Source organism: Plantibacter sp. MDV22-iso1 (genome assembly GCF_058408345.1).
The window spans coordinates 76,058-92,898 of record NZ_JBZVDY010000004.1; the positions used below are offsets into that span (position 1 = coordinate 76,058).

Consider the following 16,841-nt stretch of genomic DNA (forward strand, 5'->3'; position numbering starts at 1 on the left):
CGTGACGGCAGTGGTGTCGTGGGACGACATCGGCTTCCCGAGGAGCAGCGATGACTGAAGCGTGGAACGATTTCTTCGTCGCGACGGCGGGCGCTGCGGCGGCGCTCGCCGGACTCATCATCGTCGCGATGTCCGTGAACATCGCCAAGATCATCGAGATCCCGTCCATGCCGGCGCGGGCGGCGGCGACGATCAGCTCCCTGGTGTTGATCGTCGTCGTCGCTGCCGCAGGACTCATCCCGGGTCAGGCCGACGCCTTGTACGGTGTCGAGGTCCTGCTCCTGACCGCCCTCGCTCTGTGGTTCGCGATCGACGCCGCGGTCCGGATCCTCCGCCACCAGGATGCCGAGCATGGACCGCGCGCCCTCAAGGCTGCGGTCCCGGTGTTGCAGATGATCCCGTTCGTGATCGGCGGTGTATTGCTCCTCCTCGGTTCGTCGGTCGGTCTCGGCTGGCTGGCTGCCGGCTTCATCCTTGTGTTCATCGGCTCCGTGGTCGGTGCTTGGGTGCTGCTCGTCGAGATCCTCCGGTAGTCTCCTCCGACCCTGAGCGCCTCAGCGACTCCGAGCAACCCCGCCCGGCCGTCGAGCACAGCGCGATCCGCGCGAGCGACGACTGCGCCGCGCGCCTCGCGGAGTTCTCGGACGAGTGGGCGGACCTCCACCGCCAGCAGGCTGTCCTGGACGCACGCAAGGCGCGCCTCCTCGCCCGCTCCGCCGCCTGTGCCGATGCCTTCGCGGACGCCACGGTCCCGGCGGTCTTCCCGCCGGCCGAGCGCCAGGCACTGTCTCGTCGGTCGACGTGTGCGGCCCTCGCGATGGCGACCCGAATACCGGAGCGGACGATCCAGCGTGCGACGAACGACGCCGAGCGCCTCGTGAACGACGCACCGGCGGTGCTGGCGTCACTTAAGGCGGGGCGCATCTCGGCGCGGCACGCGCAGACGATCCTCGACCAACTCAGTGACGTGCCGGTCGAGGGGCAGGCGGTGTTCCTCGCCGAGGTCCTGCCGGTCGCCGGACAATCCACCAATGCGTACCTCCGGAAGCGCGCCCGAGTCCTCCGCGAACGCCTCCACCCCGAATCCATCACCGCCCGAGCCGTCCGCTCCGAGGCCGACCGCCGGGTGGAGTTCGAGCCCGCGGCCGACGGGATGGCGTGGGTGCACCTCTTCACGACGGCACCGATCGCGCAGGGCGTCTCCGAGCGGATCGAAGCGGCGGCAGCGGAGTCACGCGCCGTGGGCGACACTCGCACGTGCGCACAACTGCAGGCCGACGCCCTGGCGGCGCTCGCCCTGACCGGTGTGACGCCGGAGGATGTCATGTCGAGCCCGGTGCTGCCGCACCCGATCGAGGTGCAGGAACACATCAAGCCGACCGTGCAGATCACCGTCCGAGCGCTCAGCATGGCCGGCGTCTCCGAGGCCCCGGCTACCCTCGACGGCTACGGCCCGATCGACCCCGAGACCGCGGCACGGATCGCGGTGAACGCGCCCAGCTTCACCCGGATCCTCGTCCAGGCGGAAACCGGTGCGGTCCTCTCCGTCGGCCGGAACCAGTATCGCGTTCCGGCCGATCTCCAACGGGCGGTGCGCCTCCGGGACGGCACCTGTCGCGCACCAGGCTGCGGCAGGCGGGCCAGAGCGTGCGATCTCGATCATTCGGTCGCGTGGGAGGACGGCGGCGCAACGGATGTCGGAAACCTCGCCTGCCTGTGTCGACATCACCACCGGATGAAGCACCTTCCGGGGTGGAACCTCGACCACGGACCGGGTGGGGTCCTTGAGTGGACGACACCCGACGGGAAACACCATCGGACGGAACCGGATCCCGCACCCTTCTGACCTGCGCCGGTCCTGAGTCTGTCGAAGGGCACTCGGGTCGCGCTGCCTCGGCTCGGGGGAGAGAGGTGTGCCCGGATGGACCTGGAGGAGGGACCCACTCGAAGCCGACAGGTGCTGTCTCGGACAGCTGTCCGAGAAGTCATGGTACACTGGTGGGAATGCCTCGCACATCAGGAGTTCCCGCCCTCGGTGCCGAGCAGTCCACCACAGAACGTCCCGCTCCGCCGTCGCGCGTCGAGCGCTTCACTCCCGTCCTCCGAGCGACGGGCGACCCACGTGCCGAGCGCACCAGGCAGACGATCTTCGACGCCGTCGCCACCATTCTGGCGGGTCGGCCGGAACGCGTGTCCGTCGGCGACATCGTCCGGGTCGCCGGGATCAGCCGCAGCTCGTTCTATGCGCACTTCGCCAGCCTCGACGACCTCACCGCGGCCTACCTGCGGGTGCAGTTCGCCGGCCTTGCCGCGTCTGGTGTCTCGGTGCGGCCCGCGGGGGAGTCGCTGGGTAGCGCCGAGCGCGCCCGCGAAGCCTACCGACGCCTCGTCGCCCAGCTCCTCGAAGACGCACCGCTGTACTCGAGCGTGCTCGAGCTCCCCGTCGCCCGCAGCGCATTCGACGACCTCGTCGGCGAGCACGCCGACCACCTCATCGGCTCGCTGCTCGAGCGCACCGAGGTCCCGGTCGGTATCCCGGCGGGCCTGGTCTCCGCCTATGTCGCCGGTGGCACGCTCTCCCTCGTCGACGGCTGGCGCCGCGGACGCATCGACGTCTCGGACGACGAACTGGTCGAAGCCCTGGTCGCCCTGCTGCCCGCCTGGCTGCTCGACGAACGATCCGTCGGCGCGTCACCGCCACCACCGACCCCCGAACCATCCGGCCGCTGAACCGCCGGAACACGACGACGCCGGTGCGCGAGTACCGGTGACGACCTGAGAAGAGAAGAGGAACCATGCAGTTCATCGTTGGAGAGACCCTGGTCTACCCGCACCACGGAGCGGTCACCATCACCGAGTTGTCGAAGGTGACGATCAAGGGTGTCGAGCAGGACGTCATGACGCTTCGCGTGCACACGTCCGAGCTCACCATCAAGCTGCCGATCGCGAACGCCGACCTCGTCGGTGTGCGCGACGTCATCGACCACGACGGCGTCCAGGCCGTCTACGGCGTGCTCCGTGAGCCGTTCGTCGAGGAGCCCGGCAACTGGTCGCGTCGGTACAAGGCCAACCAGGAGAAGATGGCCAGTGGCAACGTCCACCGCGTCGGCGAGGTCGTCCGCGACCTGTGGCGTCGCGACCAGGACAGCGGCGTGTCGGCCGGCGAGAAGCGCATGCTCCAGAAGGCGCGCCAGGTGCTCGTCTCCGAACTCGCGCTCGCGCAGTCGATGACCGACGAAGAGGCGTCCGCGGGCCTCGACGAGGTGCTCGCCTCGTCGATCGCGACCCCCGAGGCCGTCGCAGCCAAGTAGGACCCATGCAGATGAAGAGCGCCCCGCCGGTTCGGCGGGGCGCTCTTCGTCGTCGTGGAGGGTGCCTCAGCTCCCGGTGTTGCCGCTGACGATCGCCAGCACGCCGACGACCGCGATGGCGACGATCGGCCCGAAGGACAGGGCGGCCTTGGTGATCGTCCAGGCACGGCTCTCGCGTTCCGGGGCCGGCAGTTCGGCGGGCGACACGTAGACCGGAGCCTGCCCGCCGTCAGCGGACGCGCCGCCGCTGAGCTGCAACACCCGCGTGTCCGTCCATGCTCGTCCGTCGAAGTGGACCTGGCGTTCCTCGTCGGTCGGGTGCGGGTACCAGCCCGCGGCGTCGGCCTGCGACGGCTTGTCCCGCTGGAACCGCAGCACCCTCGAGTCGCCCCAGGTCTCGCCGTCGAAGTGGAGTTCCTTCGTCGGGTCGTCGGGGTGCGGGTACCAGCCTGCGGTCGTAGCCATCCCTCAAGTATGACAGCGGGATCGGGGATGCCGAGACCGTCCGATGGGCGGCAGAATGGAGACAATCATGACGACGACACCGCGACCTCGAGCCCCACGTCCACAGATCATCCTCGAGGTGGTCCGCAGTTCCTGGGTCACACCGCACCTCGTGCGCCTCACCCTCGGCGGTCCAGGCTTCGCCGACTTCCAGCCCAAGGACGCCACCGACAGCTACGTGAAGATCTCCTTCGCCAAGCCCGAACTCGGCCTCGAGCCACCGTATGACCTCGCGGCGCTCCGTGAGACGCTGGCACCCGCCGACCTCCCGGTCACCCGCACCTACACGGTGCGACGCGTGGACCAGGCGGCGGGCACCATCGACATCGACTTCGTGGTGCACGGCGACGAGGGCATCGCCGGCCCGTGGGCCGCTGCCGCTCAGCCGGGAGACCGCGTCGTGCTCGCCGGCCCCGGCGGTGCCTACCGGCCCGACCCGACCGCCGACTGGCACCTCTTCGCGGGCGACGAGTCGGCGATCCCCGCGATCGCCGCCGCCCTCGAGGCGCTCCCGGCGGACGCGAAGGGGCTCGCGTTCCTCGAGATCGGTGGGCGGGACGACCTCGTCGAGCTCGACCACCCGGCCGGGGTGCAGCTCATCTGGGTCGGCCGTGCGGCCCGCGACGAATCGACGGCCGCGCTCCTCGCGACCGCCATCGCCGGACACCCGTGGCCCGACGGACGCGTGCAGGTCTTCGCCCACGGCGAGCGGGAGTCGATGAAAGCACTTCGTGAGGTGTTCCTCACCCAGCGCGGGCTCGACCGCTCCCAACTCTCACTGTCCGGGTACTGGGCCTACGGACGCACCGAAGACCGCTTCCAGGCGGAGAAGCGCGAACCGATCGGGGTCGTCCTGCCGGCCTCGTGACGCCCGCCCCGGCGCCGCGCTGCGGGCGGGCGCCTGACTCAATGTGAGGGGTCGGCCGGCTTGCTGCGCGTCCGGCGGACCCGCGACGGACGCTCGACGCGTGCCCGGATGTCCGGTGGAACGAGGTCGAGCAGCTGATCGCGACGCAACGGGAGGTCGAGCAGGCTGAGTTTCATCCGGCCCTTGCGCGAGTGCCGGCTCGGGTCGAGTCGCACGACGTTGGCTGCGTCGCGCACGAGCCGGACGGTCACGACCGCGCCACTTGCGACATCGGACAGGACCTGGCCGTCGATCTCGACGGCGGCCTGCTTCGTCGCCGTGCCGATCGAGAACTGCAGGCGCTCCGCCGGCCCGAGGATGAACGAGCGGTCGATGCCCGACATGGGCGCGACCGGCGTGACGACGGTGGCGGCGACGGCGGGGGAGAGCACCGGCCCGCCGGCCGCGTAGTTGTAGGCCGTCGATCCGGTCGGGGTGGCGATCACGATCGCATCGGCTTTGAAGTACCCGTAGGCGGTGCCGTCCACGGCGAGGTCGGCCATGACCACGCCGGTTCCCGGGCGCCGGGCGATGGAGACGTCGTTGAAGGCGAGGAGATGGGCGACCTGCTCGCCGGTGGTGATCGTCACCTCGAGGCCGTGGTGCGGTTCGAGGGAGAACTCGTTGTCGCTGACCCGTTGGAGTGCCTCAGCGAGCGCGGCCGGCTCGACCTCGACGAGGAAGCCGACGTTGCCGTAGTTGACGCCGAGCACCGGTGCGGATCGGCCGGCGAGCAGCCGCATCGCGCCGAGCATCGTGCCGTCGCCGCCCATCGCCACGGCGACGTCGACCGACGACGCGAAGGCGTCCTCGTCGAGCAGTTCGACGTCGTCGCCGAGCCGGTTGGCCTCCGCGCGGAGTCCGACGAGGCGCGCGCCGTGTTCGAGCTGCCATGAGCGGAGGATGCGGACGGAGTCGTCGATGTTCTTCGTCGGGTGCGTGATGAGGCCGATCGTCATCGACGGCCCGGTGGGGTGCTTCGTGCGAGTGGTGGTCACCCGTCGAGCATAGGCCGATCGCCTGACAGCACGACCGGGACGCGGGCTCCCGGCGGGCAGTGGCGTGCCTCGCGACCGACGCGCCCTGGGCCGCGTTTGGGATACTGGAGGGAGCCGGTCCGCCGTGATCCTCGCGGGGCGCCGAGCGTGGAGGAACGACATGAGCGATGTGACCGAGCACCCTGGCCGACCGCGGCGGGCGGGGCGGCTGACGTCGATCCTCATCGGAATCCTCTGCGCGGTGCTCGTCGTCGTCCTCGGGTTCGTCGTCTGGACCCAGATCGTCATGCAGGGCACCCGTCCCGCCGCACTCGCGGTGTGGGAGGACCCTGCGGTGTCCGTCACCGACGTCGGCGACGCCGTGGTCCTCGCCCCGACCGCGGACGCCGAGCGTCCGGCCTCCGGTACCGGTCTCGTCTTCATCCCCGGGGCGAAGGTCGACCCCTACGCCTACCTGTACAAGCTGTCCGGCGTCGTCGAGGAGGCCGGCGTGACCGTGGTCATCACGAAGCCGACGCTCAACCTGGCGTTCTTCGACCAACGGCCGCTGGAGACGTTCACCGCCGCCGCCCCGGACGTCGACACCTGGTTCGTCGGCGGCCACTCGCTCGGCGGGGTGCGCGCCTGCCAGCTCGCAGAGGATCCCGCGGTGACGGGTCTCGTCCTGTTCGGGAGTTACTGCGCGAACGACCTCTCCGGCTCGGCTCTCGAGGTGCTGAGCCTCGCGGGGAGCGACGACGGACTGAGTACCCCGGAGAAGGTCGCCGACGCGCGCGTCCGGCTGCCCGCCGACGCGACGATGGTCGAGATCGGCGGGGCGAACCACGCGAGCTTCGGTGACTACGGGGTACAGCCCGGTGACGGTTCGGCGACGATCTCCAGTGATGAGGCCCGCTCCGAGATCACGCGGAATCTGGTCGAGCTGCTCGGCTGAGCGGGCGGGGCGGGCCCCGGCGGTCCGCAGGGACCCTGACGATCAGCCCTTCGGGACCGGAGGCCCGACGACGAGCAGAGCCGTGAAGACGGCGACGACCACGAGGCCGCCGACGACCACGAGCAGGACCGGGTGTCGGACGAGCCAGCGGGTCAGGCGGTCGAGCACGCGCTGGTCGCGCGGGTCGGCACCAGCCTCACGGCGCCACGCCCCGTCGAGTCGGCCGGTGCGGTCCGCCCAGAGGTCGAAGGGGATGGTCGCGTACGGGACGACGGCGCTCACGAGGCCCACGAGGATCGTGCCGATGGGCCAGCGCTGGTTGATGCCGATGAGCAGGACCGTCGCGCCGTAGACGAGGAACACGAAGCCGTGCAGCGCGCCACCGATGCTCACGCCGAGGTCGGTCGTCTTCGTGACGTACTTGAGGATCATCCCGATGATGAGCAGGGTCCAGGTGATCGCCTCGGCGATCGCGATCAGGCGGAAGAGGCGGCGCGGCGACACAGGGGCTCCAAGGCTCGGGGTGCAGGTCTTCCAGCTTGCCAGGCACTGCTGAGAGGGTGCTCCCAGCGGGCGCCCGGTTCTGCCACCCTGGGTGGATCGGGAATACGCGTCGGAGCGACGCGGTTCACCGAGATGTATGCAAACACATACAATCGCCGTGACAGCTCGCGGCGAGCCACATGACGTTGGAGAACCCCATGACCACACCCCTTGAGTTCGGCATCGACACCTTCGGTGACGTCACGGTCGACGCCGACGGCGCACCACTGTCCCAGGCGCAGGTCCTGCGCAACGTCGTGGAGCAGGGGGTCCACGCCGAGGCGGTCGGCCTCGACTTCATCGGGGTGGGGGAGCACCACCGTGAGGACTTCGCGGTCTCGTCACCCGAGGTCGTGTTGGCGGCGATCGCGGCCCGCACCGAGCGCATCCGTCTCGGATCCGCCGTCACGGTGCTGAGTTCCGACGACCCGGTGCGCGTCTACCAGCGGTTCGCGACGCTCGACGGCATCTCGGGAGGGCGGGCCGAAGCCATCCTGGGCCGCGGATCCTTCACCGAGTCGTTCCCGCTCTTCGGGTACGAGCTGTCGCAGTACGAGGAGCTCTTCGAGGAGAAGCTCGAGCTGTTCGTCGCCCTCCTCGAGCAGGGACCGGTCACCTGGTCGGGCAAGACGCGCGCGCCGCTCCGGGAGCAGTCGGTCTACCCGCGGGTGGAACACGGGAAGCTGAAGACGTGGGTCGGTGTGGGTGGAAGCCCCGAGTCGGTCGTGCGGACCGCTCGATACGGCCTGCCGATGATGCTGGCCGTGATCGGCGGTGGGCCGCTGCGGTTCGCCCCCTTCGTCGACCTCTACCACCGCGCACTCGCGCAGTTCCAGCTGCCGACCCAACCCGTGGGCATGCACTCTCCGGCGCACATCGCCGAGACCGATGAGCTCGCGCAGGAGCAGCTGTGGCCGCACTACCGGGCGATGATGGACCGGATCGGCCGCGAGCGGGGCTGGAGCCCGATGACCCGTGGGCACTTCGAGCAGGAGGCCGGCCCGGAGGGTGCCCTGTTCGTCGGTTCGCCGGAGACGGTCGCACGGAAGGTCGCGACCGCGGTCGACGGCTTGGGGCTGTCCCGCGTGGATCTGAAGATCAGCAACGGTTCGCTGTCGCACGAGCACCTCATGGACAGCATCGGTCTGTACGGCTCCGCGGTCGTCCCGCGCGTCCGCGAACTGCTGACCGAGGCCTCGACCGCCTGATCCGGTTCAGCGGATCGCCGGCGGGCGGTAGGGCATCGTCAGCGTCAGGACGGTGCCGCCGCTCTCGTCGTCGGCAGCAGGGCGGACCCTGAGGGACCCGCCGAAGGCGCCGGCCCGTCGATCCAGTTGCAGCAGGCCGCCGGACGGTTCGGTGCCCTCGCGGAGACCGGAGCCGTTGTCGACGACGCGCAGCTCGACGGCGCCCGCAATCGTCCCTCGCCGCTCGGTGGCTGGCGACGAGACCCGGAGGTCCACGACGAGTCGATCGGCCGCCCCGTGGGTCAGCGCGTTCGTGACGCCCTCCTCGAGCGTGCGGACGACGACCGCGCGCTCCGCCGTCGTGAAGACGTTGTCGATCGGGTCGTCGAGGAGCCGGAAGTCCGGCGAGACGTCGAGACTGGTGGTGATCGACGGGGGGAGCCGTTGCAGGATCGCGCGGATGCTCGGTGCGATCCCGACCTCGAGCAGCGGCGGTGACAGGAGCCGGCTGAGCTCGCGCACGTCGCGCTCGCGCACGGTCCGGAGTTCCTCGCCGAGGGACCGAAGGGTCCTGGCCGCATCCGACCCGACGTCCGGGCCGCCCTGTTCGAGTGCTGTCGTGACGGACGCGAGCTGGGCGCTGATCAGGACGAGGTGCTGCTGCAACGTGCCGTGCAGCCCTTCCGCGACCTCCCGCTTCACCCGCAGCTCCTCACCCTGCAGGGATTGGAGGGCGAGGTCGGCCCGGTGTCGCTGATCGGCGTGCGCGCGCTCCTGCTCGCGGGCGCGTCGCCGGGCGGCACTGAGGCTGAACCCGAACGTCGCGCAGACCGCCAGGGCGAGCGTCGTCGTCCCGGCCTCGACGAGGACCGTCTGCAAGCTCGGGTCGCGGTACACGCCCAGCAGGAGCTGGAGGCCGCTCCGCAGCAGCCCCGTCAGCACCGCCACGAGGAGGACACCCCCGAGCACCTTCGGGCGCCACCACTCGTGGAGCGACGGCCCCCACCTCGACCACAGCAGGAGTGCGAGTACGAGGATCGCCGCGCTCAACGAGACGAGGTTGGCGGTGACCCGTTCGGCGAGCATGCCACGCGTCCCACCCGGGGCGACCCAGGTGTAGATGTAGACGCTCTGGAAGGACACCGCGAGTCCGAAGACCGCTGCCATGGCACCACTGGCCGTGATGAACGCCCGGCTGTCGCTCCAGCGCTCAGCGCGAGCGGTCCGGGCCTCCTGGGTCATGGCTCCATTCTGACCTGCCGTGCGCGCCACCGCCGACATCGACGTGCGGTCGCTCGGGAGCTTCCCCCTCGGTCGTTCCCATCTCGATCCGGGATACTCGGAACATGCACCACCAGTCGCACTCCGACCCCTCGCCCGCCGCGCTGTCCACGGTCGACGATGCGACGACGGACGCCGCGACCACCAGGCCGCTGCGTGTCGGGGTGATCGAGGACCAGCCGCTGCTCGGCGGCATGCTCGCCGAGCTGCTCGACGGGGCGCCAGGCGTGACGTTCGTCGGGCGTGCGGGTACGGTCGCCGAGGCCCGCAGGCTGTTCCTCCCGGGGACGGTGGACGTGCTGACCATGGACATCGAGCTGCCCGACGGCAACGGGGTGAGCCTCGGCGTCTCCCTCCGCCGGGCGCAACCCGGCCTCGGTGTCGTCCTGCTGTCCGCCTACGACCTCATGGACATGCTGCTCGAGATGCCGGCCGACGTCCGCGAAGGGTGGAGCTACCTGTCGAAGACCTCGTCACTCACGCGCGAGATCCTCCTCGAGGCCATCCGTGTCTCCGCACGCGGCGAGACGATGCTCGATCCCGAACTCATCGACCGGACCAGGCCCAGGGCGGGGTCGAGTCTCGAGTCGCTCACCGACCGGCAGTACGCCGTGCTGCAGCTGCTCGCGACCGGTCGCTCGAACACGGGGATCGCGACCAGGCTCGGGATCGCGGAGAAGTCCGTTCAGAACCACCTCACGGCGATCTACGCCGCACTCGGGATCGAGCATGACACCTCGAGCAACCCACGGGTGTCGGCCGTTCTCGCCCTCCTCTCCGAATCCGGCCGCTTGTCCTGACCCGACGTCCGCGGTCGGTGCCAGGGCTCAGCGTCCGCGGTCCGGCGCTTCGAGGTCGTCCACCGTCCGATCAGGGCGCCATCCGCGCCAGACCGGATGCCTGAACCGTCCATCCGGTGTCCACTCGCTGAAGCGGACCTCCCCGATGAGGACCGGTTCCACCCAGTTGGCGTCGGCCGCGTCGGCCGGCGGGACACCCACGAGAGCCGTCGACGCCCGACCCAACCGTTCGAAGCGCAGCGCGGTCGCCGCCAACTCCCGATCGCTGAAGCCGCTCCCGACCCGCCCCGCGTAGTGCAGCAGCCCATCCGCGCCCGGCACCCCGAGCAGGAGCGACCCGATCCCACCCGAGCGCCCGCCCCGACCGGGACGCCAGCCCGCGACCACCACCTCCTCCATGCGTTCGTGCTTGAACTTGACCCAGGTGCTGCTGCGCCGACCCGGTCGGTAGCGGCCGTCGAGCTCCTTCGCCATCACCCCCTCCAACCGCAACCCCCGACTCACCTCGAGCGCATCGTCGAGCGAGCCGTCGATCGTCGGCGGCACCTGGACGACGGTCCCGGACGCGATCGTCCGCTCGAGCAGCTCCCGACGCTCCCGGTACGGCAGTTCCGTCCGATCCGTATCGTCCAGCGCGAGCAGGTCGAACAGCAACAGACGGACCGGTGTCCGACGGCGCTCCCGTTCGACGTCCCGCTCCGCGGTGAGCTGCATCCGACGCTGCAGGAGCGAGAAGTCGGGACGGCCGTCAGGCCCTGACGCCACGATCTCACCGTCGAGGACGACCGCACGGCCGGCGAGCGACGCCGCGAGCTCCTCGACCACCTCCGGGTACGCCATCGTGAGGTCCTTGCCGTTCCGGCTCGACAACCGCACCCGCCCCGTCGAGCCGTCGACGCTCGCGATCGCACGGATGCCGTCCCACTTCATCTCGAACGCCCAGGATCCGTCGTCGACCAGCTCGCCGGGTGCCGCGACACTCGCGAGCATGGGGGTGGGGATCCCACGAGGCCGTACGACCGGTGGAGCCGGCGGTTCACCCGGGGCGCGCATCCGGTGGATGAGCCACGATGGCGCCTCCCGTCCCGTCCCACCCGCGGTCCGGATGAGCGCGAACCGCATCGGCCCGCCGAGCGCGCCTCCCGCCCGACCGTGCAGGGTCCCGATGACCTCGTCGTCGCGCCATTTCTCCAGCTCGTAGGTGCCCGCGTCCCAGATGGTCACCTCACCGGCCCCGTACTCCCCAGCCGGGATCGTCCCCTCGAAACTGCCGTACTCGATGGGGTGGTCCTCCGTGCGCACCGCCAGGTGGTTGCCGCTCGGATCCGTCGGGACCCCCTTCGGCAGGGCCCACGACACCAGCACACCGTCGTGCTCGAGCCGGAAGTCATGGTGCAGTTTCCGCGCCTCGTGTCGCTGGATCACGAACGAGGGCGGTGTCCCGGCAGCAGCAGGCGACGGCGGTCCGTCCGGGACGGGCTCGGGCGTCCGCTCCGCGTCCCGCTTCCGCCGGTACTCCGCGAGCCGGTCCTCGTGCTCCGACGGGCGGATCGTGATCGACGGACGCGGGTCGCCGAGCACCCGCAACGGGTCCTCACCGTCCGCCAGACGCTCGAGCACCGCAGGGAACTCCAGCTGCACCAGCCCCGGATCGTCGAGCTCCTCCCACCGGCGGGGAGCCGCCACCGTCGGCCGCGACCGACCACGCAACGAGAACGGCGCGATCGTCGTCTTCGACCCGTTGTTCTGACTCCAATCGACGAAGACCTTCCCCGTGCGTCGCTGCTTCGACATCTCGCTCACCACGAGGCCCGGCTCGTCCGCGGCCAGCGCCCGCGCGAGCTCATGCGCCACGAGCGACACCTCCTCGGAACTCTGCCGGCCGTCCAACGCCGCATACAGGTGGATCCCCTTGCTCCCACTCGTGAGCGGGACCGGATCCAGCCCCATGTCCACCAACACCGCCCGCGCCAGGCCCGCGACACCCGCGCACTCTGCGAGGGACACCCCCTCACCCGGATCGAGGTCGAGGACGAGACGGTCGGGCGGACGGCGCTCGCCGGATCGGTCGAACCGCCACTGCGGCACGTGCAGCTCCAGCGCACCCAACTGCGCCAGCCACGTGAGCGTCGCGAGATCGTCGACGATCGGGTACTCGTTCGTGTGATCGCTGTGCTCGATGGGGAGCCGCTGGACCCAGTCGGGAGCCGCGGTGCCCAGATCCTTCTGGAAGAACCCGGACTCCGGCGCCGCAGCCGTCCCGACGCCGTGCACCCAGCGTTTCCGGGTCACCGGCCGATCGGCGAGGTGCGGGAGGAGGTGTTCGGCGACCGCGGCGTAGTAGGCGAGGACCTCGGCCTTCGTCGTGCCGGTCTCGGGGTACAGCACCTTGTCGAGATGGGTGAGTTGGATCCGGCGTCCGTCGACGTCGACCCACTGCGTCTGCGCGCCGCCACCGCTCGTCCTCGCCATGGCGATCAGCCTGCCGCCCACGGGCGTCAAGGGCTAGCCCTTGACGCTGTTCCGGGTGTCTACTGGTCACCACGACAGCGCGGGCGGATCCGCCGGCGGACGGGAGCGGTCATGCGCGCGATCTGGAAAGGTGCGGTCACCTTCGGTCTGGTGAACGTCCCGGTGAAGGTGTACAGCGCCACGGAGGACCACGACCTGTCGCTGCACCAGGTCCACGACGCCGACGGCGGGCGCATCCGGTACCAGCGCAAGTGCGAGGTCTGCGGCAAGGTCGTCAGCTACGACCACATCGACAAGGCCTACCAGGACGGCGAGCAGACGGTGGTCCTCACCGCCGACGACCTGGCATCGCTCCCCGAGGAACGCAGCCGCGAGATCGAGGTCGTCGAGTTCGTGCCGAGCGACGACCTCGACCCCATCATGTTCGACCGCAGTTACTTCCTCGAACCCGACTCCTCCTCGTCGAAGGCCTACGTCCTGCTCCGGCGGACGCTCGAGGAGACCGACCGCACGGCCATCGTGCGGTTCGCCCTCCGTCAGAAGACGCGTCTCGGCGCCCTCCGGGTGCGCGAGGACGTCATCCTCCTGCAGACGCTGCTCTGGGAGGACGAGGTCCGCGAGGTGCGGTTCCCGGCCCTCGAGGAACGCGTCCGCATCTCCGCGAAGGAACTCGAGATGTCGGAGGCGCTCGTCGAGTCCTTCTCGTCCCGCTTCCGCCCGGACGCGTTCGTCGACGAATACCAGGCACAGCTCCGGAAGCTCATCGAGGCGAAACTCGAGCAGGGCGACGCACTCGACACCGCCGCCACCTTCGGCGAGCAGCCCGAACCCGACGACGACACGGGCGCCGAGCCGATCGACCTCATGGAGGTGCTGCAACGCAGCATCGAACGGCAACGCGGCACGACCGGCGCGAAGACGGCGAGCGGGGCGAAGCGATCCGGCACCGCCAAGCCCGCAGCGACGAGCCGCTCGGCGAAGACCGGTACCGCGAAGACCGGTACAGCGAAGACGGGTACCGCCAAGACGAGTGGCGCGAAGAGCGCTACCGCCAGGACCGCGCCGTCGAAGCCGTCGACCGCGACGAAACGCAAGAAGAGCGCCTGAGCGACGACGCCCGGGCCGAGAGGGAGCACGACATGATGGAGCACCGCATCACCCCGTTCCTCTGGTACGACTCACAGGCCGAGGAGGCGGCGACCTTCTACGTGTCACTGTTCCCCGACTCCCGGATCACCTCGGTGAGCCGCTACCCGGAAGGCGGACCCATGCCGGCCGGCCAGGCGATGGTCGTCGAGTTCGAGCTCGAAGGCCTCCCCGTCAGCGCGATGAACGCCGGGCCCATCTTCTCCTTCACCGAGGCGTTCTCCTTCTCCGTCAGAGCCGACACCCAGGACGAGATCGACCGACTCTGGGACGCCCTCATCGCCGACGGCGGCGCCCCGAGCCAATGCGGCTGGCTCAAGGACCGCTGGGGACTGTCCTGGCAGATCGTGCCCGGCATCCTCACCGAACTGCAGAACGACCCCGACCGTGAACGCGCGGCACGAGCCATGCGATGCATGATGGGGCAGACCAAGCTCGTCATCGCCGAACTCGTCGCCGCCGCGGACGATCGATAGCGGCTCCTCCACAAGCGACCGACCGCCGGGACACCGCCCCTCCGAGACACCGACGCAGTCCACCGTCAGCAGCTCCTGACAGACTTGCCGCATGTCCCACCCCAGCGCGCCCACCCCCGCCCACCCCGAACCAGCCCCCACCGGATCGGTCGCCGAGGCGACGTCGGCGCTCGACGCACTCACGGGCGTTCCGGGGGCCACGTTCCACGACGGTCAGCTCGAGGCGATCCTCGCGCTCGTCGACGAACATCGTCGTGCGCTCGTCGTCCAGCGCACCGGTTGGGGCAAGTCCGCCGTCTACTTCATCGCGACCGCCCTCCTGCGCCGACGGGGCGCCGGGCCGACCCTGTTGGTCTCGCCGTTGCTCGCGCTCATGCGCGACCAGGTGGCGGCCGCCGAACGCGCCGGCGTGCGCGCGGTGGCGATCAACTCGGCGAACGCGCACGAATGGGACGACGTCCGGGCGCGGCTGGAGGCAGACGAGGTCGACGTCCTGCTCGTTTCACCCGAGCGGCTCAACAATCCGCGCTTCCGCGATGAGCAGCTCCCGACCCTCGTGGCCCGTACGGGCATGCTGGTGGTGGACGAGGCGCACTGCATCTCCGACTGGGGTCACGACTTCCGACCCGACTACCGGCGGCTCGCCGAACTGATCGGGCGTCTTCCTACCGAGGTCCCGGTCTTGGCGACCACCGCGACGGCCAACGCACGCGTCGTCCGCGACATCGCCGAGCAGCTCACCGCACCCGGTGCCGCAGGCTCCCGCGGAGCCGAGGTGCTCACCATCCGTGGCTCACTCGCGAGGGCGTCCCTCCGGCTCGGCGTGCTCCGGCTGCCGGAGTCACGGGACCGCCTCACCTGGCTGCTCAGCCACCTCGGCGGGCTCACCGGGTCCGGCATCATCTACACGCTCACGGTGTCCGCCGCGGAGGACACCGCGCGGCTGCTGCGCGAGGCCGGTCACGAGGTCCGGGCGTACACCGGCCGGACCGATCCCGACGAACGCGAGGAGTCCGAACGGCTCCTCAAGGAGAACCGCCTGAAGGCGCTGGTCGCGACGAGCGCGCTCGGCATGGGGTTCGACAAACCGGACCTCGGGTTCGTCGTGCATCTCGGCGCTCCGTCCTCGCCGGTCGCGTACTACCAGCAGGTCGGCCGTGCGGGCCGTGCCACCGAGCACGCAGACGTCCTGCTCCTGCCCGGAGCGGAGGACGAGGAGATCTGGCAGTACTTCGCGACCGCGTCGATGCCGGACGAAGCGCGGGCCACCGCGGTCCTCGACGCACTCGACAGCCAGCCGCGGTCCACGCCCGCGCTCGAGGCACTCGTGAACCTGCGTCGCACACCCCTCGAACTCCTCCTCAAGGTGCTCGACGTGGACGGCGCGGTCCAGCGGGTGGCCGGGGGGTGGGTGTCGACCGGGCAGCCGTGGGTCTACGACCGTGAGCGGTACCGGCGGATCGCCGAGGCCAGGGTGGCGGAGCAGCAGGCGATGCTGGCCTACGAGCGGGGCGACGAGTGCCGGATGCTCGTGCTGCAACGTGAGCTCGACGACGCGAGCGCGGTGCCCTGTGGCCGATGCGACCGGTGCGCCGGGCCGTGGTTCCCCACCGAACTCGACAGTGCGGCGGCCGCTTCGGCGTCGGAGGCGCTCGGGCGGGTGGGCGTCGAGCTCGAACCGCGGGCGCAATGGCCGACGGGAGCCGACCGCCTCGGCGTCACCGCGGACGGCGCAGCGGTGAAGGGACGCATCGCGCTCGAGGACCGCCTCGAGGCCGGGCGCGCCCTCGCTCGGCTCACCGACCTCGGCTGGGGCGGTGTCCTCCGCGAGCTCTTCGCCGTGGGCGCGCCCGATGCTCCCGCCTCCCGTGCGGTCATCGACGCGAGCGTCCGCGTCCTGGCGGATTGGCCGTGGACGCAACGACCGGCCGCCGTGGTCAGTGTGCCGTCACGGTCGCGTCCGCAGCTCGTCGACTCCGTGGCGAGGGGCATCGCGTCGCTCGGGCGACTGCCCTACCTCGGGGAGCTCGACCTCGTCGGCGACGGCCCGCGCGGTGGTCCCGGCGGCAACAGCGCCTACCGGCTGGCCGGGGTCTGGGACGCCTTCACCGTCGGATCCGAACTCCGGGCGCAGCTCGCAGCGCTCGAGGGTGCGCCGGTCCTGCTCGTCGACGACCGCGCCGACAGTCGGTGGACGCTCACCGTCGCCGGTCGCGCGCTCCGCCGCGCAGGGGCCGGCCCGGTCCTCCCGTTCGCGCTCGGGATCGTGGGCTGATCGCCCG

16 protein-coding genes are annotated in these 16,841 nt (G+C 70.5%); 11 read left to right on the top strand and 5 right to left on the bottom strand.

Features of this window, described 5'->3' with window-relative positions:
* The first annotated feature begins 50 nt into the window (after positions 1–50).
* The 4 genes from AC4PMY_RS17390 to AC4PMY_RS17405 all read left to right on the top strand — a co-directional run bounded on the left by AC4PMY_RS17390 (position 51) and on the right by AC4PMY_RS17405 (position 3,311).
* Positions 51–533 (top strand): hypothetical protein, encoded by a 483-nt coding sequence (locus AC4PMY_RS17390; protein ID WP_064296125.1) that lies wholly within the window; start codon positions 51–53, stop codon positions 531–533.
* Positions 503–1,846, top strand: coding sequence for an HNH endonuclease signature motif containing protein (locus tag AC4PMY_RS17395; protein WP_491623294.1), 1,344 nt, complete (start codon positions 503–505; stop codon positions 1,844–1,846). The genes AC4PMY_RS17390 and AC4PMY_RS17395 overlap by 31 nt, the downstream gene beginning before the upstream one ends.
* A gap of 158 nt (positions 1,847–2,004) precedes the next feature.
* Positions 2,005–2,730, top strand: a complete 726-nt coding sequence (locus tag AC4PMY_RS17400; protein ID WP_064296127.1) for a TetR/AcrR family transcriptional regulator — start codon at positions 2,005–2,007, stop codon at positions 2,728–2,730.
* 65 nt (positions 2,731–2,795) lie between these two features.
* Positions 2,796–3,311, top strand: coding sequence for a CarD family transcriptional regulator (locus tag AC4PMY_RS17405; protein WP_064296128.1), 516 nt, complete (start codon positions 2,796–2,798; stop codon positions 3,309–3,311).
* 66 nt (positions 3,312–3,377) lie between these two features.
* On the opposite strand, the gene AC4PMY_RS17410 is transcribed toward AC4PMY_RS17405, so the two are convergent.
* A complete protein-coding gene (locus tag AC4PMY_RS17410) occupies positions 3,378–3,776 on the bottom strand; it encodes a hypothetical protein (RefSeq protein WP_064296129.1) in 399 nt (132 codons plus the stop codon).
* A gap of 67 nt (positions 3,777–3,843) precedes the next feature.
* Here AC4PMY_RS17410 and AC4PMY_RS17415 point away from each other — a divergent pair, with 67 nt between their 5' ends.
* On the top strand, positions 3,844–4,683 hold the full coding sequence (locus AC4PMY_RS17415; RefSeq protein ID WP_139205353.1) for a siderophore-interacting protein: 840 nt from the start codon (positions 3,844–3,846) through the stop codon (positions 4,681–4,683).
* 38 nt (positions 4,684–4,721) lie between these two features.
* Here the strand turns inward: AC4PMY_RS17415 and AC4PMY_RS17420 are convergent, their stop codons facing one another.
* Positions 4,722–5,720, bottom strand: coding sequence for an NAD(+)/NADH kinase (locus tag AC4PMY_RS17420; RefSeq protein WP_231884386.1), 999 nt, complete (start codon positions 5,718–5,720; stop codon positions 4,722–4,724).
* Positions 5,721–5,880: 160 nt separating this feature from the next.
* Between AC4PMY_RS17420 and AC4PMY_RS17425 the strand changes: the two genes are divergently transcribed.
* Positions 5,881–6,654 carry an alpha/beta hydrolase gene (locus AC4PMY_RS17425; RefSeq protein WP_491623295.1) on the top strand — a complete coding sequence of 258 codons (774 nt, stop codon included), beginning with the start codon at positions 5,881–5,883 and terminating at the stop codon, positions 6,652–6,654.
* 42 nt (positions 6,655–6,696) lie between these two features.
* On the opposite strand, the gene AC4PMY_RS17430 is transcribed toward AC4PMY_RS17425, so the two are convergent.
* Positions 6,697–7,158: a DUF3817 domain-containing protein gene (locus AC4PMY_RS17430; protein ID WP_491623296.1), complete on the bottom strand. Its 462-nt coding sequence runs from the start codon at positions 7,156–7,158 to the stop codon at positions 6,697–6,699.
* A gap of 197 nt (positions 7,159–7,355) precedes the next feature.
* On the opposite strand from AC4PMY_RS17430, the gene AC4PMY_RS17435 reads away from it, so the two are divergent.
* Positions 7,356–8,405: an LLM class flavin-dependent oxidoreductase gene (locus tag AC4PMY_RS17435; protein WP_064296133.1), complete on the top strand. Its 1,050-nt coding sequence runs from the start codon at positions 7,356–7,358 to the stop codon at positions 8,403–8,405.
* Positions 8,406–8,411: 6 nt separating this feature from the next.
* Here the strand turns inward: AC4PMY_RS17435 and AC4PMY_RS17440 are convergent, their stop codons facing one another.
* A complete protein-coding gene (locus AC4PMY_RS17440) occupies positions 8,412–9,626 on the bottom strand; it encodes a sensor histidine kinase (RefSeq protein ID WP_491623297.1) in 1,215 nt (404 codons plus the stop codon).
* A gap of 104 nt (positions 9,627–9,730) precedes the next feature.
* Here AC4PMY_RS17440 and AC4PMY_RS17445 point away from each other — a divergent pair, with 104 nt between their 5' ends.
* Complete coding sequence (locus AC4PMY_RS17445) at positions 9,731–10,465, top strand: response regulator transcription factor (protein WP_079002593.1); 735 nt, start codon at positions 9,731–9,733, stop codon at positions 10,463–10,465.
* A 27-nt stretch (positions 10,466–10,492) separates the two neighbouring features.
* Here AC4PMY_RS17445 and AC4PMY_RS17450 read toward each other — a convergent pair whose 3' ends face one another.
* A complete protein-coding gene (locus AC4PMY_RS17450) occupies positions 10,493–12,937 on the bottom strand; it encodes an ATP-dependent DNA ligase (protein WP_491623298.1) in 2,445 nt (814 codons plus the stop codon).
* 111 nt (positions 12,938–13,048) lie between these two features.
* Between AC4PMY_RS17450 and ku the strand changes: the two genes are divergently transcribed.
* The 3 genes from ku to AC4PMY_RS17465 all read left to right on the top strand — a co-directional run bounded on the left by ku (position 13,049) and on the right by AC4PMY_RS17465 (position 16,834).
* Positions 13,049–14,044 carry a non-homologous end joining protein Ku gene (ku, locus tag AC4PMY_RS17455; RefSeq protein ID WP_285039615.1) on the top strand — a complete coding sequence of 332 codons (996 nt, stop codon included), beginning with the start codon at positions 13,049–13,051 and terminating at the stop codon, positions 14,042–14,044.
* 32 nt (positions 14,045–14,076) lie between these two features.
* Positions 14,077–14,559: a VOC family protein gene (locus tag AC4PMY_RS17460; protein ID WP_369808465.1), complete on the top strand. Its 483-nt coding sequence runs from the start codon at positions 14,077–14,079 to the stop codon at positions 14,557–14,559.
* Positions 14,560–14,650: 91 nt separating this feature from the next.
* Positions 14,651–16,834, top strand: coding sequence for a RecQ family ATP-dependent DNA helicase (locus AC4PMY_RS17465; protein WP_491623299.1), 2,184 nt, complete (start codon positions 14,651–14,653; stop codon positions 16,832–16,834).
* Positions 16,835–16,841 lie beyond the last annotated feature (7 nt).

Coding starts and splice junctions, on each gene's coding strand:
- AC4PMY_RS17390 (WP_064296125.1), top strand. CDS start 51: ATGACTGAAGCGTGGAACGATTTCTTCGTCGCGACGGCGGGCGCTGCG.
- AC4PMY_RS17400 (WP_064296127.1), top strand. CDS start 2,005: ATGCCTCGCACATCAGGAGTTCCCGCCCTCGGTGCCGAGCAGTCCACC.
- AC4PMY_RS17405 (WP_064296128.1), top strand. CDS start 2,796: ATGCAGTTCATCGTTGGAGAGACCCTGGTCTACCCGCACCACGGAGCG.
- AC4PMY_RS17410 (WP_064296129.1), bottom strand. CDS start 3,776: ATGGCTACGACCGCAGGCTGGTACCCGCACCCCGACGACCCGACGAAG.
- AC4PMY_RS17415 (WP_139205353.1), top strand. CDS start 3,844: ATGACGACGACACCGCGACCTCGAGCCCCACGTCCACAGATCATCCTC.
- AC4PMY_RS17425 (WP_491623295.1), top strand. CDS start 5,881: ATGAGCGATGTGACCGAGCACCCTGGCCGACCGCGGCGGGCGGGGCGG.
- AC4PMY_RS17435 (WP_064296133.1), top strand. CDS start 7,356: ATGACCACACCCCTTGAGTTCGGCATCGACACCTTCGGTGACGTCACG.
- AC4PMY_RS17440 (WP_491623297.1), bottom strand. CDS start 9,626: ATGACCCAGGAGGCCCGGACCGCTCGCGCTGAGCGCTGGAGCGACAGC.
- AC4PMY_RS17445 (WP_079002593.1), top strand. CDS start 9,731: ATGCACCACCAGTCGCACTCCGACCCCTCGCCCGCCGCGCTGTCCACG.
- AC4PMY_RS17450 (WP_491623298.1), bottom strand. CDS start 12,937: ATGGCGAGGACGAGCGGTGGCGGCGCGCAGACGCAGTGGGTCGACGTC.
- ku (WP_285039615.1), top strand. CDS start 13,049: ATGCGCGCGATCTGGAAAGGTGCGGTCACCTTCGGTCTGGTGAACGTC.
- AC4PMY_RS17460 (WP_369808465.1), top strand. CDS start 14,077: ATGATGGAGCACCGCATCACCCCGTTCCTCTGGTACGACTCACAGGCC.
- AC4PMY_RS17465 (WP_491623299.1), top strand. CDS start 14,651: ATGTCCCACCCCAGCGCGCCCACCCCCGCCCACCCCGAACCAGCCCCC.